General features: G+C 74.2%; 28 protein-coding genes. 9 read left to right on the top strand and 19 right to left on the bottom strand.

Annotation, left to right across the window (positions count from 1 at the left end; translation table 11 throughout):
* Window positions 1-54: 54 nt before the first annotated feature.
* Window positions 55-2,346, bottom strand: a complete 2,292-nt coding sequence (purL, locus tag QRT03_RS03905) for a phosphoribosylformylglycinamidine synthase subunit PurL (RefSeq protein WP_286051188.1) — start codon at window positions 2,344-2,346, stop codon at window positions 55-57.
* Between the two features lie 272 nt (window positions 2,347-2,618).
* On the opposite strand from purL, the gene QRT03_RS03900 reads away from it, so the two are divergent.
* Window positions 2,619-3,212 carry a hypothetical protein gene (locus QRT03_RS03900; protein WP_286051187.1) on the top strand — a complete coding sequence of 198 codons (594 nt, stop codon included), beginning with the start codon at window positions 2,619-2,621 and terminating at the stop codon, window positions 3,210-3,212.
* Here QRT03_RS03900 and purQ read toward each other — a convergent pair.
* A complete protein-coding gene (purQ, locus tag QRT03_RS03895; protein ID WP_286051186.1) occupies window positions 3,196-3,873 on the bottom strand; it encodes a phosphoribosylformylglycinamidine synthase subunit PurQ in 678 nt (225 codons plus the stop codon). The genes QRT03_RS03900 and purQ overlap by 17 nt on opposite strands.
* Window positions 3,870-4,118: a phosphoribosylformylglycinamidine synthase subunit PurS gene (gene purS / locus QRT03_RS03890; protein ID WP_286051185.1), complete on the bottom strand. Its 249-nt coding sequence runs from the start codon at window positions 4,116-4,118 to the stop codon at window positions 3,870-3,872. Before purS ends, purQ begins: the two co-directional genes overlap by 4 nt.
* 51 nt (window positions 4,119-4,169) lie before the next feature.
* On the opposite strand from purS, the gene QRT03_RS03885 reads away from it, so the two are divergent.
* A complete protein-coding gene (locus QRT03_RS03885; protein WP_286051184.1) occupies window positions 4,170-4,832 on the top strand; it encodes an MBL fold metallo-hydrolase in 663 nt (220 codons plus the stop codon).
* Window positions 4,833-4,836: 4 nt separating this feature from the next.
* Here QRT03_RS03885 and QRT03_RS03880 read toward each other — a convergent pair whose 3' ends face one another.
* From QRT03_RS03880 to purB, 3 genes are read right to left on the bottom strand one after another with little or no spacing between them, the layout of a single operon-like run.
* Window positions 4,837-5,565 carry a DUF2334 domain-containing protein gene (locus QRT03_RS03880; RefSeq protein WP_286051183.1) on the bottom strand — a complete coding sequence of 243 codons (729 nt, stop codon included), beginning with the start codon at window positions 5,563-5,565 and terminating at the stop codon, window positions 4,837-4,839.
* A gap of 55 nt (window positions 5,566-5,620) precedes the next feature.
* Window positions 5,621-6,520: a phosphoribosylaminoimidazolesuccinocarboxamide synthase gene (locus tag QRT03_RS03875; RefSeq protein ID WP_286051182.1), complete on the bottom strand. Its 900-nt coding sequence runs from the start codon at window positions 6,518-6,520 to the stop codon at window positions 5,621-5,623.
* 11 nt (window positions 6,521-6,531) lie between these two features.
* Entirely contained in the window at window positions 6,532-7,950 is a 1,419-nt protein-coding gene (purB, locus tag QRT03_RS03870) for an adenylosuccinate lyase (RefSeq protein WP_286051180.1), read from the bottom strand.
* Between the two features lie 17 nt (window positions 7,951-7,967).
* Between purB and QRT03_RS03865 the strand changes: the two genes are divergently transcribed.
* On the top strand, window positions 7,968-8,963 hold the full coding sequence (locus QRT03_RS03865) for a threonine aldolase family protein (protein ID WP_286051179.1): 996 nt from the start codon (window positions 7,968-7,970) through the stop codon (window positions 8,961-8,963).
* On the opposite strand, the gene QRT03_RS03860 is transcribed toward QRT03_RS03865, so the two are convergent.
* Genes QRT03_RS03860 through purD form a run of 5 tightly spaced genes read right to left on the bottom strand, consistent with a single transcriptional unit; the run spans window position 8,960 to window position 14,243 of the window.
* Window positions 8,960-9,721, bottom strand: a complete 762-nt coding sequence (locus tag QRT03_RS03860) for a potassium channel family protein (protein ID WP_286051178.1) — start codon at window positions 9,719-9,721, stop codon at window positions 8,960-8,962. The genes QRT03_RS03865 and QRT03_RS03860 overlap by 4 nt on opposite strands.
* Before the next feature lie 32 nt (window positions 9,722-9,753).
* The gene (locus QRT03_RS03855; protein ID WP_286052041.1) at window positions 9,754-10,920 is read right to left on the bottom strand and encodes a pyridoxal phosphate-dependent aminotransferase; all 1,167 of its coding nucleotides are present in this window, start codon (window positions 10,918-10,920) and stop codon (window positions 9,754-9,756) included.
* A 16-nt stretch (window positions 10,921-10,936) separates the two neighbouring features.
* Entirely contained in the window at window positions 10,937-12,478 is a 1,542-nt protein-coding gene (locus tag QRT03_RS03850) for a transglycosylase SLT domain-containing protein (RefSeq protein WP_286051177.1), read from the bottom strand.
* A gap of 6 nt (window positions 12,479-12,484) precedes the next feature.
* Window positions 12,485-12,928: a hypothetical protein gene (locus QRT03_RS03845; protein WP_286051176.1), complete on the bottom strand. Its 444-nt coding sequence runs from the start codon at window positions 12,926-12,928 to the stop codon at window positions 12,485-12,487.
* Between the two features lie 31 nt (window positions 12,929-12,959).
* A complete protein-coding gene (gene purD / locus QRT03_RS03840; protein ID WP_286051175.1) occupies window positions 12,960-14,243 on the bottom strand; it encodes a phosphoribosylamine--glycine ligase in 1,284 nt (427 codons plus the stop codon).
* 160 nt (window positions 14,244-14,403) lie between these two features.
* Between purD and QRT03_RS03835 the strand changes: the two genes are divergently transcribed.
* The gene (locus tag QRT03_RS03835; RefSeq protein ID WP_286051174.1) at window positions 14,404-15,546 is read left to right on the top strand and encodes a glycerophosphodiester phosphodiesterase family protein; all 1,143 of its coding nucleotides are present in this window, start codon (window positions 14,404-14,406) and stop codon (window positions 15,544-15,546) included.
* 30 nt (window positions 15,547-15,576) lie between these two features.
* Here the strand turns inward: QRT03_RS03835 and QRT03_RS03830 are convergent, their stop codons facing one another.
* Window positions 15,577-15,864, bottom strand: a complete 288-nt coding sequence (locus QRT03_RS03830; protein ID WP_286051173.1) for a UBP-type zinc finger domain-containing protein — start codon at window positions 15,862-15,864, stop codon at window positions 15,577-15,579.
* 22 nt (window positions 15,865-15,886) lie between these two features.
* Window positions 15,887-17,176, bottom strand: coding sequence for an adenylosuccinate synthase (locus QRT03_RS03825; RefSeq protein ID WP_286051172.1), 1,290 nt, complete (start codon window positions 17,174-17,176; stop codon window positions 15,887-15,889).
* Between the two features lie 71 nt (window positions 17,177-17,247).
* Between QRT03_RS03825 and QRT03_RS03820 the strand changes: the two genes are divergently transcribed.
* The gene (locus QRT03_RS03820; RefSeq protein WP_286051171.1) at window positions 17,248-17,958 is read left to right on the top strand and encodes a hypothetical protein; all 711 of its coding nucleotides are present in this window, start codon (window positions 17,248-17,250) and stop codon (window positions 17,956-17,958) included.
* Between the two features lie 149 nt (window positions 17,959-18,107).
* On the top strand, window positions 18,108-18,335 hold the full coding sequence (locus QRT03_RS03815; RefSeq protein WP_286051170.1) for a hypothetical protein: 228 nt from the start codon (window positions 18,108-18,110) through the stop codon (window positions 18,333-18,335).
* An 18-nt stretch (window positions 18,336-18,353) separates the two neighbouring features.
* Here the strand turns inward: QRT03_RS03815 and QRT03_RS03810 are convergent, their stop codons facing one another.
* The 3 genes from QRT03_RS03810 to fbaA form a co-directional block, all read right to left on the bottom strand.
* Window positions 18,354-19,424, bottom strand: a complete 1,071-nt coding sequence (locus tag QRT03_RS03810) for an FUSC family protein (RefSeq protein ID WP_286051168.1) — start codon at window positions 19,422-19,424, stop codon at window positions 18,354-18,356.
* Window positions 19,425-19,506: 82 nt separating this feature from the next.
* Window positions 19,507-19,947, bottom strand: coding sequence for a DUF3151 domain-containing protein (locus tag QRT03_RS03805; protein WP_286051167.1), 441 nt, complete (start codon window positions 19,945-19,947; stop codon window positions 19,507-19,509).
* A gap of 110 nt (window positions 19,948-20,057) precedes the next feature.
* Window positions 20,058-21,092 carry a class II fructose-bisphosphate aldolase gene (gene fbaA, locus QRT03_RS03800; RefSeq protein ID WP_286051166.1) on the bottom strand — a complete coding sequence of 345 codons (1,035 nt, stop codon included), beginning with the start codon at window positions 21,090-21,092 and terminating at the stop codon, window positions 20,058-20,060.
* 223 nt (window positions 21,093-21,315) lie between these two features.
* On the opposite strand from fbaA, the gene QRT03_RS03795 reads away from it, so the two are divergent.
* The 3 genes from QRT03_RS03795 to QRT03_RS03785 all read left to right on the top strand — a co-directional run bounded on the left by QRT03_RS03795 (window position 21,316) and on the right by QRT03_RS03785 (window position 23,503).
* Window positions 21,316-22,041 carry a SigE family RNA polymerase sigma factor gene (locus QRT03_RS03795; RefSeq protein ID WP_286051164.1) on the top strand — a complete coding sequence of 242 codons (726 nt, stop codon included), beginning with the start codon at window positions 21,316-21,318 and terminating at the stop codon, window positions 22,039-22,041.
* Between the two features lie 84 nt (window positions 22,042-22,125).
* On the top strand, window positions 22,126-22,671 hold the full coding sequence (locus QRT03_RS03790) for a hypothetical protein (RefSeq protein WP_286051163.1): 546 nt from the start codon (window positions 22,126-22,128) through the stop codon (window positions 22,669-22,671).
* Window positions 22,672-22,768: 97 nt separating this feature from the next.
* Entirely contained in the window at window positions 22,769-23,503 is a 735-nt protein-coding gene (locus tag QRT03_RS03785; RefSeq protein WP_286051162.1) for a DedA family protein, read from the top strand.
* 4 nt (window positions 23,504-23,507) lie between these two features.
* On the opposite strand, the gene QRT03_RS03780 is transcribed toward QRT03_RS03785, so the two are convergent.
* From QRT03_RS03780 to QRT03_RS03770, 3 genes are read right to left on the bottom strand one after another with little or no spacing between them, the layout of a single operon-like run.
* Complete coding sequence (locus tag QRT03_RS03780) at window positions 23,508-24,158, bottom strand: TrmH family RNA methyltransferase (RefSeq protein ID WP_286051161.1); 651 nt, start codon at window positions 24,156-24,158, stop codon at window positions 23,508-23,510.
* On the bottom strand, window positions 24,155-24,769 hold the full coding sequence (pyrE, locus tag QRT03_RS03775; RefSeq protein ID WP_286051160.1) for an orotate phosphoribosyltransferase: 615 nt from the start codon (window positions 24,767-24,769) through the stop codon (window positions 24,155-24,157). The genes QRT03_RS03780 and pyrE overlap by 4 nt, the downstream gene beginning before the upstream one ends.
* A gap of 22 nt (window positions 24,770-24,791) precedes the next feature.
* Entirely contained in the window at window positions 24,792-25,700 is a 909-nt protein-coding gene (locus tag QRT03_RS03770; protein WP_286051159.1) for a glycosyltransferase family 2 protein, read from the bottom strand.
* Window positions 25,701-25,743 lie beyond the last annotated feature (43 nt).

Here is a 25,743-nt window from a genome sequence, read left to right as displayed (position 1 = left end):
GGCGAATGTGACGTCCAGCGTCAGCATGGCCGCAGTGCTGACAGACGCGGGAGGTCAGTCGTCGAGCACCGCGGGCAGCGTCGCAGTGTGGGCGATGACGAGTTCGGCGACGTCGAGCGGGTCGATGCCGGCGATCGTGAGCGCGTCTCCGCCGATCTCCCCGAGGCGCGCGGCGGGCTGGCCGGCCTCGACGCAGAGCCGGGCGAGGTCGGCCTCGGCGGCGGCCGGCACCGAGACCAGCATGCGGGCGGCCGACTCGGAGAACAGCGCTGCGGCGGGGTCGAGGTCCCCGGGCGGGAGGGTCACGGAGGCACCGACCCGCGAGCCGACGGCGCACTCGACGAGGGCCTGGGCGAGCCCGCCGTCGGAGAGGTCGTGCGCCCCGGAGAACAGGGAGCGCGCCGCGCCCTGCGCCATGACCGACGCCAGGCGGGACTCGACGGCGAGGTCGCACCGCGGGGGGCGTCCGCCGAGGTGGTCGTGGACGACGCCGGCCCAGGCCGAGCCGTCGAGCTCGTCGGCGGTCTCGCCGAGCAGCCACACCGCGTCGCCGGGGGCTCCGAAGCCGGCCGGCACCGCCTTGCGCACGTCGTCGACCAGCCCGAGGACGCCGACGACGGGGGTCGGGAGGATCGCCGTCGTCGCGGTCTGGTTGTAGAAGCTGACGTTGCCGCCGGTGACGGGGATGCCGAGCTCGGCGCAGGCCTGGGCGAGGCCGTCGACGGCCTCGGCGAACTGCCACATCACGGCGGGGTCCTCGGGGGAGCCGAAGTTCAGGCAGTCGGACACCGCGACGGGGCGCGCCCCGGAGGAGGCGACGTTGCGCACGGCCTCGGCCAGCGCGAGCCGGGCGCCCTCGCGGGGGTCGAGCAGGCAGAAGCGGGCGTTGCAGTCGATGGCGAGCGCGATGCCGCGGTCGCTCGCGTCGTCGAGGCGCAGCACCCCGGCGTCGGCGGGGGTGGCGGCGGCGGTGTTGCCGCGGACGTAGCGGTCGTACTGGTCGGTGACCCACTCCCGCGAGGCGAGCTGCGGGGAGGAGGCGAGCCGGACGACCTGCTCGGCGAGTTCGGCCGCGGACGACGGCCGGGCCAGGCCCGCCGTCGTCGCGGCCTGGAGATCGTCCTGCGCGGCGGGCCGGGCGTAGGGCCGCTGGTACACCGGGCCGTCATGGGCGACGGTGCGCGGCGGGACGTCGACGACGACCTCGCCGCCGGCGGTGATGCGGAGGTTCTCGCCGTCGGTGACCTCACCGATCACGCGGGCCGTGACGTCCCAGCGCTCGCAGACCGCCATGAAGGCGTCCACGTTCTCCGGGGTGACGACGGCGCACATCCGCTCCTGGGACTCCGAGGAGAGGATCTCCGCCGGAGTCATGCCCTCGGCGCGCAGGTGCACCTGGTCGAGGTCGATCTCCATGCCGCCGTCGCCCGCGCTCGCGAGCTCGCTGGTGGCGCAGGAGAGCCCGGCGCCGCCGAGGTCCTGGATCCCGACGACGAGACCGGCGCGGTAGAGCTCGAGACAGCACTCGATGAGGACCTTCTCGGCGAACGGGTCGCCGACCTGGACGCTCGGGAGCTTCTTGCGGCCGGTCCCCTCCCCGAACGTCTCACTCGCCAGGACCGAGACACCGCCGATGCCGTCCAGCCCGGTGCGCGCGCCGAACAGCACGATCTTGTTGCCGACGCCCGAGGCGAAGGCCAGGTGCAGGTCCTCGGTGCGCAGGACGCCGACGCACAGCGCGTTGACCAGGGGGTTCCCGGCGTAGGTCGGGTCGAAGACGACCTCGCCGCCGAGGTTGGGCAGGCCGAGGCAGTTGCCGTAGAAGCCGACCCCGGAGACGACGCCGGGCAGCACGCGGGCGGTGTCGGGGGCGTCGAGCGGGCCCACCCGCAGCCCGTCCATGACGGCGACCGGCCGGGCGCCCATGGCCATGATGTCGCGGACGATGCCGCCGACGCCGGTGGCGGCGCCCTGGTGCGGCTCGACGTACGACGGGTGGTTGTGCGACTCGATCTTGAAGGTGACCGCCCAGCCGTCGCCGACGTCGATCACGCCCGCGTTCTCCCCGATCCCGGCGAGCAGGTGGCGGCGCATCTCGTCGGTCGTGGTCTCGCCGAAGCGGCGGAGGTGGACCTTGGAGGACTTGTAGGAGCAGTGCTCGGACCACATCACCGAGTACATGGCGAGCTCGGCGTCGGTGGGCCGGCGTCCGAGGATCTCGCGGATGCGGGCGTACTCCTCGTCGCGCAGTCCGAGCGCGGCGTGGGGCTGCTCCTGCTCCGGGGTCGCGGCGGCGTTCGCGACCGTGTCGAGGGTGGTCCTGCCCGTCTGGTCCGCAACGGTCACGCGTTCGACCCTACTGACGCGCTCCGCCCGGCGCCGCGCCCGTGACCCTGCCCACCGATGCGCCGAGCGAAACGGCCCGAAGGGCTGAACCGGGCCCCGCACGGTGTTCGACCGGTCACTCGTCGTACGTCACCGACCGCACATCCCGGTCGCTCCGTGTGTCCGTCGTTCGAGTGGCCGCTCACGGCCCGAGTACGACATCTCGGCGAGTTCGCCGCGCGGCGTGTCGCGCCATCCCCGTGACTGTCGGACCCCCCGTTCATGATGTGCCCATGACCGCAGCATCCGTGAGCGCCTCCGCACAGCGGGCCGCCGCCGTGCGGGCGCAGTGGGTCGGGTCGGTGTCGCCGGACGCCGCTCCGGACGCCGCGCCCGTGCTCGCCGCCGACACGGCGGACGTCCCGCGTGCCGACCCGCTCGCCGCCCTGTCCCTCGTGCTCGACCGCGAGCTCGTCGCCGTCCGGCGCCACCGGCTCGACGTCGAGGGGCGCGTCCCGGCGGGCGTCGCCCGCTACGTCGACCCGTCGCAGGGCATGCTCGAGTTCGTCTTCGCCGGGTCAGGGGCGAGCGGAGCGACGGGGCAGGACACCGACGACGAGCAGATCGTCCTGGCCGTGGCGCCGGGGGCGCGGGGCGACACCGTCGTGCCGCTCCTGCCCGCCCCCTTCGACGACGAGGAGGGCCTCCCGGTCGGTCGGCGCGCCCCGTTCGACGAGGTGCTGGGCGACGCGCTCGAGGACGTCGACCGCGTCGTCGGGCACGTGGAACGCCCCGACGAGATGCGTGGTCTCGTGCTCCACCTCGGCGGGCGGATGCTGATGATCTACGCGGACCTCTGGGAGCTGCGGGTCACGCTGCTGCCGTGAGCCGGGTGAGCACCGAGGTGAACAGGCCCAGGCCGTCCGCCCCGGGCCCCGTCAGCGGGTCGATCGCGTGCTCGGGGTGCGGCATCAGCCCGACGACGCGGCCGTCGGTGGAGCAGACGCCGGCGATGTCGCGCAGCGCCCCGTTCGGAGCGGGCTCGGCGTAGCGGAAGACCACGCGTCCGTCGCCCTCGAGACGGTCCAGGGTCGCCTCGTCGGCGACGTAGCGGCCCTCGCCGGACTTCAGCGGCACCGTGATCGCCGACCCGACCTCGAAGCCGGCCGTCCAGGCGGTGTCCGCCTCCACCCGCAGCCGGATCTCGCGGCAGATGAACCGCAGGCCGCTGTTGCGGACGAGCGCGCCCGGCAGCAGGCCCGCCTCGCAGAGGATCTGGAACCCGTTGCAGATACCCAGCACGGGGAGCCCGGCCCGCGCCGCCTCGACGACCGGGCCCATCACCGGCGAGCGCGCCGCGATCGCGCCGGCGCGCAGGTAGTCGCCGTAGGAGAACCCGCCGGGCACGACGACCGCGTCGACCGCCTGCAGGTCGGTGTCGCGGTGCCACAGGGAGACCGCCTCGGCGCCCGCGTAGCGCACCGCGCGGGCGGCGTCGACGTCGTCGAGGGTGCCGGGGAACGTGATGACCCCGATCCGCGCGCTCACGGCTGGCTGTTCCTCTCCCGACGCACGACCCACTCCTCCATCACCGGGTTGGCCAGCAGCGTCTCCGCGATGCGCTCCAGTTCGGCGTCGTCCACCGAGTCGTCGACGTCGAGCACGAAGTGCTTGCCCTGCCGCACGTCGGCGACCCCGGACACCCCGAGCCGGCCCATCGCGCGGGCGACGGCCTGGCCCTGCGGGTCGAGGATCTCGGCTTTCGGCAGGACGTCGACGATCACGCGGGGCACGGGTCAACCGTACCGGGTTGCCGGTGGCCGCCCCGGGGGAAGTCCGGGGTCGTGAGCGCCACCGAACTCGTCCATCTCGGCCACGCGTGCGTCGTCGTCGACACCGGCTCCGCCCGTGTCCTGCTCGACCCCGGCGTGTTCTCCGAGAGCTGGCAGACCCTGGAGGGCCTCGACGCGATCCTGGTCACGCACCAGCACTTCGACCACCTCGACGTCGAGAAGCTGCCCGCGCTGCTCGACCAGAACCCGGACGCCGAGCTCGTCGTCGATCCCGGCACGGCCGACGTGCTGCGGGAGAAGGGCATCGCACACACGCGCCACGAGCCGGGCGAGGAGTTCACCGTGAAGGGCACGCAGGTGGAGGTGGTGGGCGCGGAGCGCGGCGAGCACGCGGTGATCCACCCGGACCTCCCGGTGATCGCGAACAACGGCTACGTCCTGCGGGCGGAGGGCGGCACCGTGATGCACCCCGGGGACGCGTACGTGCCGGCTCCGGCGGGCGTCGACGTGCTGCTCCTGCCGACCGGCGCGCCGTGGCTCAAGGTCTCCGAGGCCGTGGACTACCTTCGCGCCGTCGCCCCGCCGATCGCGGTGCCGATCCACGAGGCCGTGCTGGCCAACCCCGACCTGCACTACGGCCTGTTCGACTCGCTCTCCCCGGAGGCCACCGACGTGCGGGTCCTGCCGCGCGGGCAGGTGACGGCGGTCCGGTAGGGCGCTACGCGGTCGTCGACCAGAGCTCGGGGTCGACCGAGCCGTCGGCGGTCCGGCGGCGGCGCTTCCCGACGAGGTCCGTGGCGGCGGTGGGCAGCGCGCCCTCGGCCAGGGTCGCGTCGACGGCGTGCAGGAGGGGGCCGACCGGCGCGGACAGGTCGACCGTCAGGTGGGTCAGCGCCGCTGCGACGTCCGGACGTCGGGTGCGGGTCAGTCGCGTCCGCAGCGGGGCGCGTCCGGGGCGGCCGGGATCGACGACGGGACCGGCCACACCGGCCGTCGGGACCCCGCCGGGGCCGAGGCGGTGCACGCCGGCGTCGTCGAGGAGCAGGTCCAGGCCCGCCTCGGCGAGCGCCCGGCGGGTCCCGGCCGAGGCCGCCCAGCCGGGGGCGGCGAACCCGTCGACGGCGAGGCCGAGCGCCTCGGCGGAGCGGGACGCCCCGGCGAGACGCAGCCGGGCCTCGAGGACGGGGAGACGGCGGTAGGGGCGGACGCCGGGGCGAGCGGAGCGACGGGGGATCAGGGGGTCGTGCACGGACCGGAAGCCGTGCAGCAGGACCGCGTCGCCGGCGCGACGGCGGGCCGCGGCGAAGGCGGTGACCTCGGGGTGCGGGCGGGGCCCGAGCAGCAGGGTCAGCGGGATCCGGCGCTCGTCGAGGGCGTCGCAGAGGGCCACCGCCGAGCCGAGCGGGGCGCCGGGGGCGAGGCCGGTGACCGACACGAGGAGTCGCACCAGACCATCAAGCCCCACCGACGTTGTCGGCAGGTGAACTCCGTGTGCAGCCGCGTCAAAGAGCGGGGGGCCACTGCTGACCGGTGATGCGGGTGTACGCCTCGACGTAGCGGTCGCGGGTGGCCTCGACGACCTTCTCCGGCAGCGGGGGCGGGGCCTCGCCGGAGTGCCGGTCCCAGCCGGACTCGGCGGAGGTCAGCCAGTCGCGGACGTACTGCTTGTCGAAGCTGGGCTGCGGGTGGCCGGGTGCGTAGGAGTCGGCGGGCCAGAACCGCGACGAGTCGGGGGTGAGCACCTCGTCGCCGAGCACCAGCGCCCCGGAGCCGTCGCGACCGAACTCCAGCTTGGTGTCGGCGAGGATGATCCCCCGGCTGGCCGCGTAGGCCGACCCCCGCGCGTAGACGGCCAGCGTCGCGTCCCGCAGGGCCCCGGCCAGCTCCCGCCCGACCTGCTCGGCCACGAACTCGAAGCTGACGTTCTCGTCGTGCTCGCCGACCGCGGCCTTCGTCGCCGGGGTGAAGATCGGGCGGGGCAGCATCGAGGCCTCGGTGAGCCCGTCCGGCAGCTCGACCCCGCACACGGCGCCGGTCGCCCGGTAGTCGACCGTGCCCGACCCGGCGAGGTAGCCGCGGGCCACGCACTCGACGGGAACCATCTCCAGGCGGCGCACCAGCAGGGCCCGCCCGCGGACCTCCTCGGGGATGCGCTCGTCCCGCGCGGCGACCAGGTGGTGGGCCACCGGCGGGGTCGCGGCGTCGGGGCCGCCGAGCAGCCCGAACCAGAAGACCGACAACGCCGTCAGGACCCGTCCCTTGTCCGGGATCGGGGTGTCGAGCACGTGGTCGAAGGCCGAGATCCGGTCGGAGGCGACCAGCAGCAACGTCTCGTCGTCGACCGCGTACAGGTCGCGGACCTTCCCGGACGCCAGGTGCGGGTAGTCGGCCAGGCTCACCACGGGCGGCAACGCTAGAGGATGCGGCCCGGGGTGTACGCCGCCGCCTCGGGGGCGTCGGCCACGATCCGCCCGACCTGCTCGACGATCGCGGCGACCTGCGCGCCGGCGGCCCCGACGAACGCGGCCGGGTCGGCGACGGCGGCGTCGAGGTCGGTCTCGGACACACCGAGCCGGGAGTCACCGGCGAGCCGGGCGAGCAGATCGTTGCGCTCGATGCCCTTCTCCCGCATGTCCAGGGCCACCGCGCGGGCGTGCTCGCCGATGATCTCGTGGCCGGTCTCGCGGCCGACGCCGGCGCGGACCGCCGCCATGAGCACGGCCGTCGTCCCGAGGAAGGGCAGGTAGCGGTCGAGCTCGCGGGAGATCACGGCGGGGTAGGCGCCGAACTCGTCGAGCACCGTCAGGAAGGTCTCGAGCAGGCCGTCGATCGCGAAGAAGGCGTCCGGCAGGGCCACGCGGCGGACCACCGAGTCCGAGACGTCGCCCTCGTTCCACTGGTGGCCGGCGAGCTCGGCGACCATCGACGCGTTGCCGCGCAGCACGATGGCGAAGCCGTTGATCCGCTCGCAGGAGCGGGTGTTCATCTTGTGCGGCATCGCGCTGGAGCCGACCTGCCCGGCCTGGAACCCCTCGGTGACGAGCTCCTGCCCGGCCATCAACCGGATCGTCGTGGCGAGCGACGACGGCCCGGCGGCGAGCTGGACGAGCGCCGAGAGCACGTCGTGGTCGAGGGATCGCGGATAGACCTGGCCGACGCTGGTGAGGACCTCGGCGAACCCGAGGTGCTCGGCGGTGCGCCGCTCGAGCTCGGAGAGCTTGGTCGCGTCGCCGTCGAGCAGGCCGAGCATGTCCTGGGCGGTGCCGACCGGGCCCTTGATCCCGCGCAGCGGGTAGCGGGCGATCAGCTCGACGAGGCGCCGGTGGGCGACCAGGGTCTCGTCGGCGGCGCTGGCGAACCGCTTGCCCAGGGTCGTGGCCTGCGCGGCGACGTTGTGGCTGCGACCCGCCATGACCGTGTCCGAGTACTCGGTGGCGCGACGGGCCAGGCGCGCGAGCACCGCGACCGTCTTGTCCGCCACCAGGCGGAGCGAGTCCCGGACCTGCAGCTGCTCGACGTTCTCGGTGAGGTCGCGGCTCGTCATGCCCTTGTGCACGTGCTGGTGGCCCGCGAGGTCGTCGAACTCCTCGATGCGGGCCTTCACGTCGTGGCGGGTGGTGCGCTCGCGGGCGGCGATGGAGTCGAGGTCGACCGTGTCGATCACCCGGCGGTAGTCCTCCAGCACCCCGTCCGGCACGTCGATCCCCAGGTCCCGCTGCGCCGTGAGCACCGCCAGCCACAGCTCGCGCTCGAGGACGACCTTGCGCTCGGGCGACCACAGGTCGCGCAGGGCGGGCGAGGCGTAGCGGGCGGCGAGCACGTTCGGGATCACGGGACCACGATAGAAGCGTGCTCGATCTGCGCTCCGACACCGTGACGAAGCCTTCCGACGCGATGCGCGAGGCGATGGCCTCAGCTCCGGTGGGCGACGACGTCCTCGACGGCGACCCGACCCTGGCCGCGCTGCAGTCCCGCGTGGCGGACCTGCTCGGCGTCGAGGCGGCGCTGTGGACCCCGACCGGTTGCATGGCCAACGCCATCGCGCTGATGTACCACCTCGAGCGCGGTGACCGGTTCCTCGCGCCGGCCGGGGCGCACGTGCTGGAGGCCGAGCTGGGGACGTCGGCCTGGCTCGCGGGTGGCCTGCCGACGCCGCTGCCGGTGCGGCCCGAACCCGCGGACGTGCTGCGCTCCGCGGGCGGGGCGTCGCCCTACTTCGGGCTGCGCTCGCGGCTGCTGTGCCTGGAGAACACGCACAACGCCGGGGGCGGTGCGGTGACCCCGGTCGGGGAGCACACCGCGCTGGTCGAGGCGGCCCGCTCGGCGGGGCTGCGGGTGCACCTCGACGGGGCACGCGTGTGGCACGCGGCGGTGGCGCTCGACGTGCCGGTCGCGTCGCTCGTCGCCGGCGTGGACACCGTGTCGGTCTGCCTGTCGAAGGGGCTCGGCGCACCGATGGGCTCGGTGGTGGCCGGCTCGGCGGAGTTCGTGTCCGCGGCGTGGCGGCTGCGCAAGATGCTCGGCGGCGGCATCCGGCAGGGCGGCGTGGTCGGGGCGGCGGGGCTCGTCGCCCTGGAGCAGATCGCCGACCTGGCCGCCGACCACGAGCACGCGACGCTGCTCGCGGACGGCCTGCGGGAGCAGGGGTGGCCGGTGTCGACGCCGGACACGAACATCGTGCTCGTGACGACGGACGCGCCCGGACCCGTCGTCGGGAAGCTCGCCGACGTCGGCGTCGCGGCGGTGCCGTTCGGGCCGGGCGTGCGGTTCGTGACGCACCGGGACGTCTCGCGGGCCGACGTCGAGACGGTGCTGGAACGAGTCGCCGGGCTGCCGGTGCCCTAGTCGGGAGCGCCGGCGTGCGGGCGGGTATCGAGCTCGTCGATCCGCGCCCGCAGCGCCCGGACCTCGGCGATCAGCAGCTCCGTCTCGGTCGGTCCGGCCGGGTGCAGGGCCTCGGAGGCGTCGCGGGCGCCGACCTGCTCGAGGAACCACGTCGCGATCGCCGCCGTCACCGTGCCGAGGATCGCGATCCCGCCGAGCATCAGTCCCGCGGCGACGAAGCGGCCCTCGGTCGTGACGGGGTACCGGTCGCCGTAGCCGACCGTCGTGATCGTCGTCAGGACCCACCAGACGGCCTCGCCGAAGCTGGTGATCGACGCCTCCGGTGCGTCCCGCTCCACCTCGTAGACGGCCAGGGCCGCGACGAAGCCGATGAGCGACACCGACACGAGGAGGTAGCTCCCGACCCGGCCCCGGAAGTCGTCGCGCAGCACCCGCGCCAGCGAGGAGACCACCGCGACCAGGCGCAGCAGCCGCAGGAAGCGGAAGAACGGCGCGGCCACGACGAGCAGGTCGAACGGGTGACGGCCGATGAATCGCCACTTCCGCCGGGCCAGGACCAGCCGGCCGACGAAGTCGACCACGAACACGCCCCAGATCACCCAGAGCACGACGTCCAGGGCGAACCATCCGGGGTCACTGCCGCGGAAGGCGAGGACCTGCACCGCGTAGACCACGAGGTAGGCGAGCCCGACGATCGTCAGCGGCACGTCGGTGCGGCGCTCCCAGGCCTCGACCCGCGGCTCGTCGGGCTCCTGCATCGCCGCAGCGTACGGGCGTCGTCGGGAATGTCCTAGAGGGTCGGGATCCAGCCGCCGAGCCGGTCGAGGGCCTCGCGGACGGCGTCGGTGGAACCCGCGAACGAGAGCCGGATCCAGGTGTGCCCCTCGACCGGGTCGAAGTCGATCCCCGGGGCCACCGCCACCCCCGTCTCGGCGAGGATGCGCTGCCCGAAGGCGAGGGTGTCGTCGGTCAGGTGGCCGACGTCGGCGTAGACGTAGAACGCGCCGTCGGCCGGGGCGAGCCGCGTGATGCCGATCCGCGGCAGCCCCTCGAGCAGCAGCTGCCGGTTGATCGCGTAGCGCTCGACGTGGGCGTCCGCCTCGGCGTAGGACGCGTCCGTGAAGGCGCCGAGCGCTGCGAGTTGCGCCGGCACCGGCGCGCAGACGGTGAAGTTCCCCGAGATCACGTCGACGGCCCGTCGCAGCCGCTCGGGCACGAGCAACCAGCCCAGCCGCCACCCCGTCATGGACCAGTACTTCGAGAAGCTGGTGACGACGACCGCCTCGTGGCTGGTGCTCCACGCGGACGCCGTCGCGGGGCCGGTCCCGTACTCGATGCCGTGGTAGATCTCGTCGCTGATCAGCTGCGTGCCGTGCTCGTCGCACCAGCGCGCGAGGGCGGCGAGCTCGTCGGGCTCGATGACGCTGCCGGTCGGGTTGGCGGGGCTCGCGACGATCAGCCCGGCCGGCGGCTCGTCGAGCGCGTCCAGCATGGCGACGCTCGGCTGGAACCGGGTCTCCTCGCCGCAGGACAGCTCGACGACGTCGCAGCCCAGGCTCGCCAGGATGTTGCGGTAGCAGGGGTAGCCGGGGCGGGCGAGGACCACGGTGTCGCCGGGGTCGAACGCGGCCATGAAGCCGAGCAGGAACCCGCCCGAGCCCCCGGTGGTGACGACGACGTCGTCGGCCGTGACCGCCTCGTCGCCGTAGCGACGGCGGTGGTGCGCCGCGATGGCCTCACGCAGCTCCGGGATCCCGAGCGAGCCCGAGTAGCCGAGGATGTGGTTCTCCAGGGCGTCGTTCGCGGCCCGGCGCACGTCGACCGGAGCGGGGGTCGACGGCTGCCCCGCCGAGAGGTTGACCAGGTCGCCGTGGGTGCGGGCCCGCTCCGTCGCGGCCGCCCACACGTCCATCACGTGGAACGGCGGGACCTGGGCGCGGGCGGACGGGCGGCGCATCGTGGTCACGCCGCCATCAGTACCCCACGTACGAGTCCCCGCGCGCGACCGCCTCCACCCCGGGGACCTCGCCGACCGATCCGTACCGCTTGATGGCGTAGCGCACCGCGGCGATGATGTTGTCGACCGGATCGGTGATGTTCCCGTGGCCCGGCAGCTTGTTCGCCTCGAACGTCGGGCCGATCGTCTGCATCAGGCCCTTCGACGGCGTGCCCTTGTCGGCGTTCGAGTCCCAGTCGTTCACCGCGTCCGGGTCGCCCCCGGACTCGTGCTCGATGATCGTCGCGATGTCGTCGGCCTTCATCTTGTCGGGGTCGACGCCGTTCTCGGCGAGGATCGCGGTCGCCTCGCGGATCCAGTCCTGGACGCCACCCCGTCCCGACGACGGGGCGGTGCCGGTGGTGCTGCCGTCGTCGCCGTTCTCGGCGGCGCCGCCGTCGTCCTTCGCGGCGGCGTCCGGGCCAGAACCGCTTCCAGCGGAATCGGAATCCGAGCCGTCCCCCGCGCCCGCGCCCTCCGAGCCACCACCCGTCCCAGAACCGCTTCCACCGGAATCGGAATCCGAACCGTCCCCCGCACCCGCGTCCTCCGAGCCACCACCCGCCCCGGAACCGCTTCCACCGGAATCGGAATCCGAGTCGCCCCTGCCACCCGCGCCCTCAGAGCCACCACCCGCCCCGGAACCGCTTCCACCGGAATCGGAATTCGAGGCGTCCGCCGCGTCCGCGCCCTCCAAGCCACCACCCGCCCCAGAACCGCTTCCACCGGAATCGGAATCCGAGGAGTCGTCCCCGCCGCCCGCATCGGAGTCGGTGTCGTAGCGGCCCCCGTTGCCGGGGTCGGCCGCGTCGGCGCGCGAACCCCGGCCGTCACCGGACCCGCCGTCGTCCGAGCCCCCGGAGTCGTCCGACCCGCCGTCGAGGATGCGAGCGGCCCGGACGGGTTCGTCGGCGCCGATGGTGGCGCCCTGCCGGTCGGTCCAGCGGGCGCCGGCACCGGACGACGCCGACATCACCCCCGCGTCCGGGGAGCGCAGACGGGAGAACCCGGTGGCGCCGTCGGCGATGCCACGGAGTCGGCGGGCGCACTCGGCGACCTCCACCTCGGCCCGTTCCAGGGCCTCCTGCGCCCGGGCGGTGGGGGCGGCGACGGCGCTGCGGACCTGCTCGGGGCGGGCCGCCGCGAGGTCGAGCGCGTCCGACACGTGCCCCGCGACCTCCTCGCGCAGCCCCGCGAGGGTGCGGCCGAGGTCGGCGAGCTCGCCCTGGATGCGGCGGGTGGCGTCACCGGTGCCGCTGCCCGCGCGGGCGAAGTCGGCGGTGTACCGGGCGAACGCGTCGGCGCCCGGGCCCTGCCACGCCTCGGCCACCCCGTCCCCACGGCCCGCGACCGCCCGCACGGAGCTCTCCATCCCGTCGGCCAGCGAGGCGTAGCGACGGGCGAGATCGGCGAGCGCGCCGGTGTCGACCCGGTCCACCCGCGCCGCCACCGCCCGGAGCTCCTCGGTGCCGGGTGTCGCGTCGAGCGCGCCCACGACGTCGTACCCCCAGCCGGCCACGTGCGCCTACCCGAGTGCCGCGAAGCCCCGCGCCCCCGAGGCGAACGACCGGGCGCCCAGCGATCCGGCGGTGTCGGTCTCGGCGGCCTGCATGGAGCGCAGCGTGGCGTCGAGAGCACGGTCGGTCTCGTCGAGGCGTGCGCCGCCCGCGGTCAGCTCGGTCTCCAGCGCGGCACGACAGTCCGCGAGCGCCCCCGCCAGCAGCCCCGCCGAGCGCAGCCCACCGACCCCCGACGACTGCCCCGCCGGGCCCAGCAGGTCCGCGAGGGCCGGGAGACGACGCGCGTGCGTGGCCACCTCGGAGCGCGCCTGCTCGAGGGCGGCGGTGCCGTAGACGACGTCGGGCATGCGCAGGAGATTAGGTCGGTGCCGCACGACGTGGTGGTCGTTCCGGAGATCCCGCGAGGGCCTCGGCATACCACCCATGATCGTGACGTCCAGCGTCAGCATGGCCGCACTGCTGACGTCCCGGGAGGCGAGCTCACCCCACCGCGACCCGGCCCTCCACCGCCGCGAGCCCGATGTCGGTGCGCCAGTGCGCCCCGGGCAGCCGGATGCCGTCGATCCGGCGGTAGGCGTCGGCGCGGGCGTCCTCCAGCGAGGCGCCGGTCCCCACGACCGACAGGACCCGGCCGCCCGCCGAGACCACCGCCCCGTCGTCCCGGCGCCGGGTGCCCGCGTGGAGCACGCCGTCGCCGTCGGTCCCGATGATCACCTCGCCGGTGCGCACCGCCCCCGGATAGCCCTCGGCGGCCACGACCACCGTCACGGCGTAGCCCTCCGCCCACGTCGGGGCGGGCTCGGCGCTCAGTCGGCCGGTCGCCGTCGCGAGCAGCAACGACGACGCCGACGACCGCAGCAGCGCCAGCACCGCCTGCGTCTCCGGGTCGCCGAACCGGCAGTTGAACTCCACGACCTGCGGGCCCGTCGAGGTCAGCGCCAGCCCCGCGTACAGCAGGCCCGAGAACGGGGTGCCGCGTCGCGCCATCTCCTCGGCGACCGGCCGCACGACGGTCGCGACGACGTCGTCCACCAGCCCGTCCGGCGCCCACGGCAGCGGCGCGTAGGCGCCCATCCCGCCGGTGTTCGGGCCGACGTCGCCGTCGCCGAGCCGTTTCGAGTCCTGCGCGGGCAGCAGCGGCACCACGTCGGTGCCGTCGACGCAGCAGAACAGCGACACCTCGGGCCCGTCGAGGAACGACTCGACCAGCACCGGGTGCCCCGCCTCCAGCACCGCCATCGCGTGGGCCCGGGCGTCGTCGTACTCGGCCGTGACCAGCACGCCCTTGCCGGCCGCGAGCCCGTCGTCCTTCACCACCCACGGCGCGTCGAACCGCGCGAGCACGGCGTCGAGGTGGGCGGGCCCGTCCACGACCTCGGAGCGCGCCGTCGGCACCCCGGCCGCCGCCATGACGTCCTTCGCGAACGCCTTCGACCCCTCGATCCGCGCCGCCTCCGCCGACGGCCCGAAGCACGGGATCCCGGCCTCGCGCAGCGCGTCACCGACGCCCGCGACCAGCGGCGCCTCCGGCCCGACGACGACGAGGTCGGCCCGCCACCGCCGGGCCAGGTCCACCACCGCCGTGGCTCCCGACAATGAGCCTGAGCACGCCGATAGGGGGTCGGCCAGACCGGGGTGCTCGGCCACGGCCGCGGTGCCGGCGTTGCCGGGGGCCGCGGCGAGCGCCGTCACCGCCGGGTCGGCCGCCAGGGCGAGCAGCAGGGCGTGTTCGCGGGCTCCGGACCCGATGACCAGGACGCGCACGGGGGCCGACCCTACGGCCCGGCGCGAGCGAGCACCCTCGGCGGTCCTCCGGCCCCGGGCCCGACCGCAGGTGCTCGCTCGACCCGGCCCTCGCGCCCGCACCCGGTGTTCACCCACCCCGGGTGGCGGCGCCACCCGCCGTCGGGAAACCATCGCGCGCATGCCGTTCTCGCGACGTGCCGCGCTCACCACCGCCGGAGGACTCGCCGCGGCCGCGGGTCTCGCCGCGTGCTCGGACAGCGCGCCCGCGGCCGCGCCGGCAACGGGCACGTCGACGCCGGCCGCGGCGCCCCAACCCGGGCAGCCTCCGTCCGGACGAGGCCAGGTGACGATCGTCGGGCACCGCGGCGCGTCGGGCTACCGGCCGGAGCACACGGCATCGTCGTACTCGCTGGCCGCGCGGATGGGCGCGGACGCGGTCGACGTCGACCTGTGCTCGACGAAGGACGGGAAGCTCGTCGCCCGGCACGAGCCGGAGATCGGCGGCACCACGGACGTCGCACGGCACCCGGAGTTCGCGAACCGCCGCCGGACCGTCGTCATCGACGGCACCTCCTACGACGGCTGGTTCACGGTCGACTTCACCCTGGCCGAGCTGAAGACCCTCCGCGCGGTCGAGCGCATCCCCGCCACCCGGCCGCACAACACGCTCTACGACGGCCGCGACCCGCTGCTCACCTTCGACGAGGTCCTGGACCTGCTCGACGAGCTGTCCCGGGAGCTGAACCGGCGCGTCGGGGTCCTCCCGGAGGTCAAGCACTCGACGTGGCACGCGTCGGTCGGGGTGCCGGTCGAGCCCGCGCTGGTGGAGGTGCTGCGCCGCCGCGGGCTGGCGGAGGACCCGCAGGTGATCATCCAGTCGTTCGAGGTGGCGAACCTCAAGGCGCTGAAGTCCCAGGTCGCCTGCCCGCTGCTGCAGCTCGTCGACTCGGGCGACAAGGCACCGGCCGACTTCGTCGCCGCCCGCGACCCGCGCACCTTCGACGACCTCGTCTCGGCCCGCGGGCTGCAGGAGGTCGCGACCTACGCGACGTGGATCGGCCCGACGAAGGAGCGGGTGATCGCCCCGACCGGGGTGCCGACGACGCTGGCCGGCGACGCGCGGGCCGCCGGGTTGAGGACGATGCCCTACACGTTCCGCAACGAGAACGAGTTCCTCCCGCCGCCCCAGCAGCGGAATGCGCCAGGTGCCCCGAAGTCGACCTACGGCGACGCGTTCGGCGAGTACGCGCAGTACCGCGCGCTCGGGATCGAGGGCCTGTTCAGCGACAACCCGGACACCGCGATCGCCGCCTGGTCGTAGGTTCGCCCCTCACGAGGCCGAAGGCCACCTCTAGGGAAGCAACCGACGGTCCAGGTAGCACCAGCGCCAGGACTCGCCGGGCTCGAACGACTCCATCACCGCGTGCCCGCTGTCGGTGAAGTGGGCCGACGCGTGCCGGTACGGGCTGGAGTCGCAGCAGCCGACGTGCCCGCAGGTGAGGCACATCCGCAGGTGCGCCCAGACGTCGTACCCGGCCTCGTGGCAGTCCGGGCAGATCAGCCCCGGCGCCCCGCGTTCGACGTCCGGGACCGGTGGGTCGACGTCCTTCGAAGCGATGAGGTGTTCACAGGCGCCCACCCGTCCAGGCTACGTGAGCGCGTCACACCACCGAAGTACGTCGCGTGATCGTCTCGTCGCGACCCGGCCCGACCCCGATCGCGGACACCGGCGCGAGGGAGAGCTCCTCGATCCGCTCCACGTAGTCGCGGGCCGCCTGCGGCAGGTCGTCGAACGACCGGCACGCGGAGATGTCCTCGAACCACCCGGGCATCCGCTCGTAGACCGGCGTCGCGTGGTGGAGGTCGGACTGGGTCATCGGCATGTCGTCGGTGCGCTTGCCGTCGATCTCGTAGCCCACGCAGATCGGCACCTCGGGCAGGCTCGACAGGACGTCGAGCTTCGTCAGGAAGATGTCGGTCAGGCCGTTGACCCGGGTCGCGTAGCGGGCGATGACGGCGTCGAACCAGCCGCACCGCCGCGAGCGACCCGTCGTCACACCGAACTCGCCGCCCTGCTTGCGCAGGTACTCGCCGTCGGCGTCGAACAGCTCGGTCGGGAACGGGCCGGAGCCGACGCGGGTCGTGTAGGCCTTGAGGATGCCGATGACGCGGTCGATCCGCGTGGGCCCGATGCCCGACCCGGCGGACGCGCCGCCCGCCGTCGGGTTCGACGAGGTCACGTACGGATAGGTGCCGTGGTCGACGTCGAGCAGCGTCCCCTGCGAGCCCTCGAGCAGCACGGTCTCGCCGCGCTCGAGCGCCTCGTTGAGCGCGAGGCGGGTGTCCGCGATGCGGTGGGCGAAGCCCTCGGACCAGGCGAGCACCTGGTCGGCGACCTCGTCGGGGTCCAGCGCGCGCCGGTTGTAGACCTTGACCAGGACCTGGTTCTTGAGGTCCAGCGCCGCCTCGACCTTCTGGCGGAGGATCTTCTCGTCCAGCAGGTCCTGCACGCGCACCCCGACCCGGGCGACCTTGTCCTGGTAGGCGGGGCCGATGCCGCGTCCGGTGGTGCCGATCTTGGACTTGCCGAGGAAGCGCTCGGTGACTTTGTCCATGGCCACGTGGTACGGCATGATCAGGTGCGCGTCGGCGCTGAGCAGCAGGTTCGTGGTGTCGACGCCGGTGGCCTCCAGGCCCGCGAGCTCCTCGAGCAGCACGGCCGGGTCCACCACGACGCCGTTGCCGATCACGTTGGTGACGCCCGGCGTCAGGATGCCGCTCGGGATCAGGTGCAGGGCGAACTTCTGCCCGTCCGGGAGCACCACGGTGTGGCCGGCGTTGTTGCCACCCTGGTAGCGGACGACCCAGTCGACCTCACCACCGAGGATGTCGGTCGCCTTGCCCTTGCCCTCGTCACCCCACTGGGCGCCGATGAGGACGATCGCGGGCATGTGAGACTCCCTGGAGGTCGCGTGCTGTGTCCCGCACGAGTCCACCCCGTGCACCGGAAGGGTAGTCGTCGATGTCCACCCGTCGCGCACCCGCCGACGGCACCGTGGTGCTGACCTGCGGCGACACCTCCCCCGACCCCTTCCCGACGACGGGAGTGGTCCGGTGCGCCGCGATCCCCACCCGGGCCGAGGTGGACCCGCTGCTCGACGCGGCGACCCGGCTCGTGGTGGCCGGCTCCGACGCGGCGCTCGCCGCCGTCGTCGTGCGGCTGTTGCGCCGGGAGCGCCTGGACGTCGCGGTCGGGTTCGTCCCGGCGGACCCGTCGTCGGAGGCCGCGGCGGTCTGGGGCCTGCCGACCGACCCGGCGGAGGCGCTCGACCTGGCCCGGCGCGGCGACCCCACGCCCGCACCGTTGATCCGCGACGACCGCGGCGGCGTGGTCGCCGGGGTGCACCGCGTCGGCGCGTTCTCCGGGGTCTCCTACTGCGACGAGCACGAGCTGGTGCGCGGCGAGGCGGCCGGGCTGGCGGTCCGGCCGGACCCGTCGTCGGGTGACCGGGAGCTCGGCCCGGGCGGGGGCGGACTCGCCGCGACGGTGATCGGCCGTCCCCGCCGGTTCCGTCGCCGCGACGACCGGGTCACGTTCGGCCGGGCGGCCACCGTGGGCATCCGCCCCGGCACGACGGCGACGGCGAGCCGGGACGGCATCGAGGACACGCGCCCCCTGGAGCGACGCAGCTGGTACCGGCACACCGAGGACTGGCTCCTCGTCCGGCCGTGACCCTGGGTGAACGTCCGGGAAACGTGCGTCGTCATCAGCGGGTCGAGGACGTGAGTGATGACACACCTGCCGTAGCGGGGGATACGACGATCGGACCGACCTGGAATGGATCAGGTTCAGGTCACTCACGCGGGGGGTACGGTCTGTTCATGCTGGTCGCGGTCCTCATCCCCCTGCTCCTGCTGATCGCGACCGTGCTCCTCGAGCGTTTCGAGTCCCGCGTGCTCGACGTCGGGGCGCGGAAGCGGACGGTGCGTCCCCCGCTGCGTCTCGAGTCACGACCCGTCGCGCAGCGTCACCTCCAGGCCGTCGATCCCCTGGTCGTCGACATCGCGCCGGCCGACGTGGTGGACCGGCCGCTGCCGAAGGCGTCGTAGTCCGTCCTCGGCCCCTCGTCAGCGTCGACTCGCGGACGCCGCGGTCCGCGCGGCCTCCCGGTCCATCCCGGTCGCGCACAGCAGGTCGGTGACGATCGAGCGCATCTGCGCGACCACCACGTCCGCCGAGAACCCGCCCCCGCCGCGCGGCAGCCGGGCGGCGACGTCGAGGACCGCGATCTCGACCCCGTCGAGCCGGTGCCCGCCGCCCAGGTCGACCCGCAGCAGACCCACGGCGTCGGCGAGCGCCCGCAGCGTCGGGGCCACGTCGTCGCCCACCGGCTCGCCGTCGGTCTCCGCCGACACCGCCCGCCGGACCAGCACCCGGGCGTTGCGCACGGCGAGGTCGAGCGGGTCGGTGGCGGTGCGCAGGCGGGACAGCTCGCCGCGGTGCCGTCGGCGGCCCGGGGCGATCCGCGTGATCTCGTAGCCCGCGTCGACGGCGCCCTCGAAGGCGTCCACCGCCCGCTGGCTCGCCCGGATGCGCTCCAGCACCCGGGCGCCGGTCTCCGGGTCCGCCGACTCGATGCTCTCGGCCGCGCCGCGCAGGGCCTCCTCCAGCTCGGCGAGCAGGGCGTCGACGGTGCGCCGGGCGGCGGTCAGCGGGTTGGACGGGAGCACCGAGGCGACCAGCAGGCCCAGAGCCGCCCCGATCAGCGTGTCGATCCACCGGGAGAAGGCCGCCGTCGTGCCGGGTGGTTGCAGCGTCGCCACCAGGACCGCCGACACCGCCGCCTGGTTGAGCAGCAGCGCCCCGACGTCGAACAGCAGCGCGACGAGCAGGGCCAGCGCGACGACGACCGCGATCTGCCACCAGCCGCTGCCGATGACGAGCACGATCGCGTCGCCCACGCCGACCCCGACGCTCACACCGAGCGCCAGCTCGACGCTGCGCCGCAGCCGGTTGGTCACCGAGATGCCGAGGACCAGCACGCACGCGATCGGCGCGAAGAACGGCAGCTCGTGCCCGGCCACGTGCCGGGCGATCGCGAAGGCCGCGCCGGCCGCGAGTGCGCACTGCAGGACGGGCAGCGCGGCGTCGCGCAGCCGCCGTCGTCGAGAGTCGAGGAACGTGCCGATCCGGCTCATCGGGGCGCTCCGACCGGCACGAACGGCACCCTCGCAGCTTCTACGGGCGCGAGGGTGCCGTTCGTTCGCATCGGGGGAGGGTTCAGGCCACGCCCAGCGCGGGGGCGGCGGCCGGGTCGCAGTCGTCGAGCAGGTCGCGGCACCGGGTGGCCTCGTCGAGCTCCCCGATCGTGCCGCTCGCCTTGGCCAGCACGGCGACCGCGCGCAGGAAGCCCCGGTTCGGCACGTGCTCCCACGGCACCGGCCCGAAGCCGGCCCAGCCGTTGCGGCGCAGCTGGTCGAGGCCGCGGTGGTAGCCGGTGCGGGCGTACGCGTACGCGGCGATCGTCTCGCCCGCGTCGAGGGCCTGCTCGGCGAGCGTCGCCCACGCCGCGCTCGACGTGGGGTGGTCCGCCGCGACCGCGGCCGGCGACTCCCCCGCGTCGAGGCGGTCGGTGGCGGCGGGGTCGGCGGGCAGGAGGGTCGGCTGCGGGCCGAGCAGGTTGTGGCCGTGCCCGGCGGAGGGACCGGTCGGGATCGTCATGGCCCCGATTGTCCCCGGTCCGCCGGTGCCGGCCCCGCCCGCCGTCGTACCACCCACGAATGTGACGTCCAGCGTCAGCATGGCCGCACTGCTGACACCGGGAGGAAGGGCTACTTCGCCAGCGACTGACCGGTCGAGCGGAGGTTCTCGCACGCGGTGACGACGCGCTCCGCCATGCCGATCTCGGCGGCCTTGAGGTAGCTGCGCGGGTCGTAGACCTTCTTGTTGCCGACCTCGCCGTCGACCTTCAGCACCCCGTCGTAGTTCGAGAACATGTGCCCGGCGATCGGGCGGGTGAAGGCGTACTGGGCGTCGGTGTCGACGTTCATCTTCACGACGCCGTAGTCCAGCGCCTCGTGGATCTCCTCGAGCAGCGAGCCCGAGCCGCCGTGGAAGACGAGGTCGAACGGCTTCGAGTCCTCGGAGAGCCCCAGCTTGCGGGCCGCGACCTCCTGGCCCTCCTTGAGCACCGAGGGCTTGAGCTTGACGTTGCCCGGCTTGTAGACGCCGTGCACGTTGCCGAAGGTCGCCGCGAGCAGGTAGCGGCCCTTCTCGCCGGCGCCGAGGGCGTCGACGGTGTGCTCGTAGTCGCCCGCGGCGGTGTAGAGCTTGTCGTTGATGTCGTTGGCGACGCCGTCCTCCTCGCCGCCGACCACGCCGATCTCGATCTCCAGGATGATCTTCGCCTTGGCGGCCTTCTCGAGGAGCTCCTGGGCGATCTCGAGGTTTTCGTGCAGCTCGACGGCGGAGCCGTCCCACATGTGCGACTGGAACAGCGGGTTCTGCCCCGCGTCCACCCGCTCCTGCGAGATGCCGATCAGCGGGCGCACGAAGCCGTCCAGCTTGTCCTTCGGGCAGTGGTCGGTGTGCAGCGCGACGTTGATCGAGTACTTCTCGGCGACGACGTGGGCGAACTCGGCCAGGGCGGTCGCACCGGTCACCATGTCCTTCACCGACTGGCCGGAGCCGAACTCCGAGCCCCCGGTGGAGAACTGGATGATCCCGTCGCTCTCGGCCTCCGCGAACCCGCGCAGCGCGGCGTTGATCGTCTCCGACGAGGTGCAGTTGATGGCCGGGTAGGCGAAGCGGTTCGCCTTCGCCCGGTCGAGCATCTCGTTGTAGACCTCGGGGGTCGCGATCGGCATGAGGTGGCTCCCTGGTGCGGTTCGTGTCGTCGGCGGTACTGGGGACCCCGCTCGCGGCCCGCAGTATGCCCGTCCTCCTCGGGTGTCCGCTGCCTCCCGAGACCCGCGCCGGACGTGACCGATCTCCCCCGTTCGGCGGTGCCACGACAGAAGCGGGTGTGGTGTCCCGTTTCCGGATGCGGCCCGGGACAAGGTGTCGGAGGGCTGGTCTATCGTCGGGGGCGTGGTCGAGCCGGTCGAGAGCGCGATCGAACGCACGCTGGGCAGCCTGCGCGCGCTCGACGCGATGACCGGCGCGGAGGCCTCGGTGGTCCACCCCGCCGCTCCGCCCGCCCGCGGCGGGAACGGGTGGGCGGGCCCGCGCCCGTCCGGTCCCACGCATCCCCCGGCCCCCCGGCCGGGGCCCCCGCCGCCGGGCCTGCTGCCCGGGGCGCCGCCGCCCCCGCCGGAGCCCTCCGCCGACGGTCCGCGGACCCTCGAGGACCTCTACCGCGAGCACCGGATGCGGTTCGTCCGCCTGGCGATCCTGCTGGTGGACGACCCGGCGACCGCGGAGGACGTCGTCCAGGAGGCGTTCACCGGGCTGCACCGGCACTGGACCCGGCTGCGCGACGAGAACGCCGCCCTGGGCTACCTGCGCACCGCGGTGGTCAACGGCTCGCGCTCGGTGCTGCGCCGGCGGCGCACCGCCCGGGAGTACACCCCGCCGCACACCGCCGACGCCCGCTCGGCGGAGTCGCTCGCCATGCTCTCCGCGGAGCACCAGGCCGTGGTCTCCGCGCTGGGCCAGCTGCCGCGCCGCCAGCGCGAGGTCCTCGTGCTGCGCTACTACGGCGGGCTGTCCGAGGCCGAGATCGCCGAGGCCACCGGGATCAGCCGCGGCACCGTGAAGTCCACGGCCAGCCGCGGCCTGGACGCCATCTCGAAGATCGTCGGCGGAGCCCCCTGACCACCGTGCCGCCGGTGCCGTCCGCCGCGCCGCGGGTGTCGACCCCTGGGGTCGTGTCGGAGGCCGCGGTTACGATCGCCCGCGATGGATGACGAGCGGCTGCTGTCCGAGGCGCTGCGGGCCCACGCGGCAGGCGGCGTGTCGACGCCGCGCGGGGTACCCCCGACGTCGGAACCCGCGGCCCCGCCCGCGACGGGGAGCGGCCCGGCCAAGCCGCGCCGGTTCCGTCCGCTCGGCCGCCGGAGGTCCGCGCCGGACGCGGGTGCTCCCGAGTCCGCCGCCGCACCGCAGGGCGCCGAACCGCCGACCACCCGGTCCCCGGCACGCCCGGACGTCCCCGCGCCCCGCTCCGGCAGCACCGCGTTCCCCCCGCCGGGGCCGCGGCCGGTTCCGCCGCGACCGGCACCGCCCATGCCCGCCGGGGCCCGGCAGGGCCCGCCGTCGGGACCCGTCCACGCCTACGGCGCGTACCCGCAGGGAGCCCGACCCGGTCCGGCCCCCGCCCCGCCCGTGGACGGTCCGGGCACGTGGAGCGCGGGCACCGTGGCCTGGTGGGGCCTGGTGTCGCTGCTGGCCGGCGGGTCCGTCGGCGCCGCGATCGGCGTGCTCTCGCTGCTGCTCCCGGCCTGAGTGAGCGGGCACGCTGCGTGCCCGGTCATGACACCTGCGGGCGTTTCGTCCCCACCGCAGCGAGGACGCTCAGGGCGGGCCAGTACCGTGAGGAGGCGTGACGCTCGCCGACGCGACCACGGTCGTCGCCCTGGGCCCGCAGTGGCTGGATCCGCAGTACATCATCTCCAGCCTGGGCCCATGGGCCCTGCTGGGCGTGGCGCTGATCCTCTTCGCCGAGTGCGGCCTGTTGATCGGGTTCTTCCTGCCGGGTGACTCGCTGCTGTTCATCACCGGCCTCGCGGCCACCACGGGGCTCATCGAGACGCCGCTGTGGCTGGTCTGCGTGGTCCTCGTGGTGGCGGCCTTCGCAGGCAACGTCGTCGGGTTCGGCATCGGCTGGAAGGCCGGCCCGGCGATCTTCGACAAGCCGGACTCGAAGCTGTTCAAGCGGGAGAACGTCGAGCGGACGCAGAAGTTCTTCGACAAGTACGGCAACCGGGCCATCGTGCTCGGCCGGTTCGTGCCGATCGTCCGGACCTTCATCACCGTGATGGCAGGCGTCGGCCGCATGGACGCGAAGCGGTTCATGACCTTCTCGGCGATCGGCGCCGTGCTCTGGGCGGCGGGCGTGACGCTGCTCGGCGCGGTGCTCGGCCAGTTCGAGTTCGTCAAGAACAACATCGAGGCGATGCTGATCCTCGTCGTCCTCGTGTCGCTCATCCCGATCGCCGTCGAGCTGATCCAGGCGCGACGCGAGAAGAAGCTCGGGGCGCAGGGGCTCGCCGAGGACACCCTGGACGGCGCGAACGCCGACGCCCCCACCCAGCAGATCCGCCGCCCCGGGAGCTGAGCGGTCAGGTCGCGTGAGCGCGGATCCAGGCGTGCATCGCGATCCCGGCGGCCACCCCGGCGTTGATCGAGCGGGTCGAGCCGAACTGGGCGATGGACACCACCAGGTCGGCGCCCGCCACCGCCTCCGCGGAGAGCCCCGACCCCTCCTGCCCGAACAGCAGCACGCACGCGCGCGGCAGCGGCGTGGTCTCCAGCGGGGCCGCGCCCGGGCCGTTGTCCACCGCCACAACGACGAGGCCCTCGGCGCGGGCCGCCGCGACGAGGTCGGCGACGTCGGGGTGGTGCACGACGTGCTGGTAGCGGTCGGTGACCATCGCCCCGCGGCGGTTCCAGCGCCGGCGGCCGACGACGTGCACCGCCGCGGCCAGGAATGCGTTGGCGGTGCGCACGATCGTCCCGATGTTGGCGTCGTGGCGGAGGTTCTCGATGGCGACGTGGAACGGGTGCCGCCGGGTGTCGAGGTCGGCGACGATCGCCTCGCGGCGCCAGTACCGGTAGCGGTCGACGACGTTGCGGCGGTCGCCGTGCTCGAGGAGTTCCGGGTCGTAGTGCGGGGCGTCCGGCCACGATCCCTCCCACGGCCCGACCCCCACCTCGGGGGCACCCGTCGCCCACTCGGTGGGGCCGGGCCCCTCGTCGGGCGGTTCCGTCACCCCAGACCCAGGTCCGCGAGCCCGAGCAGCGCCCGGTAGGGCACACCGCGTGCCTGGATCACCTCGGCGGCCCCGGTCGTCCGGTCGACGATCGTCGCGACGCCGACGACCTCCGCCCCGGCCTCCCGCAGCGCGTCCAGCGCCGTCACCGGGCTGCCGCCGGTGGTGGAGGTGTCCTCGACCACGAGCACCCGCCGGCCCGCGACCTCCGGTCCCTCGACCCGACGCTGCATCCCGTGGCCCTTGGCCTCCTTGCGCACCACGAACGCGTCGACGGGTGGCCCCGGGGCGTGCATGATCGCCGCCCCGACGGGGTCCGCGCCCATGGTCAGACCACCGGCGGCGTCGTAGGACCAGTCGGCCGTCATCTCCCGGAGCAGCCGCCCGATCAGCGGCGCCGCCTCGTGGTGGAGGCTGATCCGGCGCATGTCGACGTAGTAGTCCGCCTCGCGGCCGGACGACAGCGTGACCCGCCCGTGCACGACGGCGAGCTCGCGGGCCAGGGCCGCGAGCCGCTCCCGGGACGGGCCGTCGACGTCGGGTCCGCCCCCCACGCTGGCGGCCGCGCGGTCGGCGGGGGCTCCGGGCAGGGGCGCGTGCGACGACGACATGGCCGCCATTGTCCCGCGACGGTCAGGGGCGGGGTGCGGGGAGGCGCACGTCGACCGCGTGGCGCATCCACCGGTGGGAGCGGCTCGAGGGGTCGGACGAGGCCGCCGCCATGAGGCGCTGCCGCAGGGTGGTCACCGGTTCGCGCAGCAGCCCGACCGCGATGTCGCTGGGTCGGATCACGCCCGCGTGCCGGGCCTGCAGCTCGCGGAGGAAGTCGTGCTGGAGCGCGATGTTGCGGCGGAAGGCGGTCGAGGTGACCGACCCGGTGGCGAGCCGGAACGCTGACAGGGTGCGGGGCAACCCGTAGAAGCCGCCCTGCTCGACCAGCCGGGCGGCCAGGGCGACGTCCAGGGCGTACGGGTTGTCCGGGAACCCGCCGACCGCGTCGTAGGCCGTCCGCCGGAAGAGCATGTTGCCCGGCACGCCGAGCGGGCTGCCGCGGTGCCGGACGATCCGCCGGATCACCGTGGTCGCGTCCTGCCGCCCGATCAGGTCCGGGGTGCGCAGCGCGCGGTCACGCGACATGACGGTGTCGTGGTCGTCGACCAGGTCGTGGCGGCACGAGACCAGCGGGAGGTCCGGCTCGGCGTCGAGCACCGCGACCTGTTCGGCGAGTGCGCTCGGGTAGATGAGGTCGTCCGCGTTCACCACCTTGACCAGGGGCGCCCGGGCGAGCTGCACGGCGCGGCGGAAGTTCTCCGGTGCGGGCACCGTCTCGTCGTTGCGCTCGAGCCGCACCCGTGGGTCGTCGAACGAGCGCACCACGTCCGCGGAGCCGTCGGTGCAGGCGTTGTCGAGCACCACGAGCTCGAGATCGGTGAAGGTCTGCGCGAGCACGCTCGCGACGGTGCGACCGATGTACCGCTCCTTCTGGTACAGCGGCACGACCACCGACACCCGGGGCGTCCCCCCGCCCCCCGTCGCGTTCACCGCACCATCCTGGTGAGCGGCCACGGACGGGTCAACGACGGCA

This window comes from Actinomycetospora termitidis, assembly GCF_030286555.1.
GTDB classification, from domain to species: domain Bacteria; phylum Actinomycetota; class Actinomycetes; order Mycobacteriales; family Pseudonocardiaceae; genus Actinomycetospora; species Actinomycetospora termitidis.
Note: the sequence above shows the minus strand (reverse complement) of the source record. Positions and strands in the feature narration are given on the sequence as shown.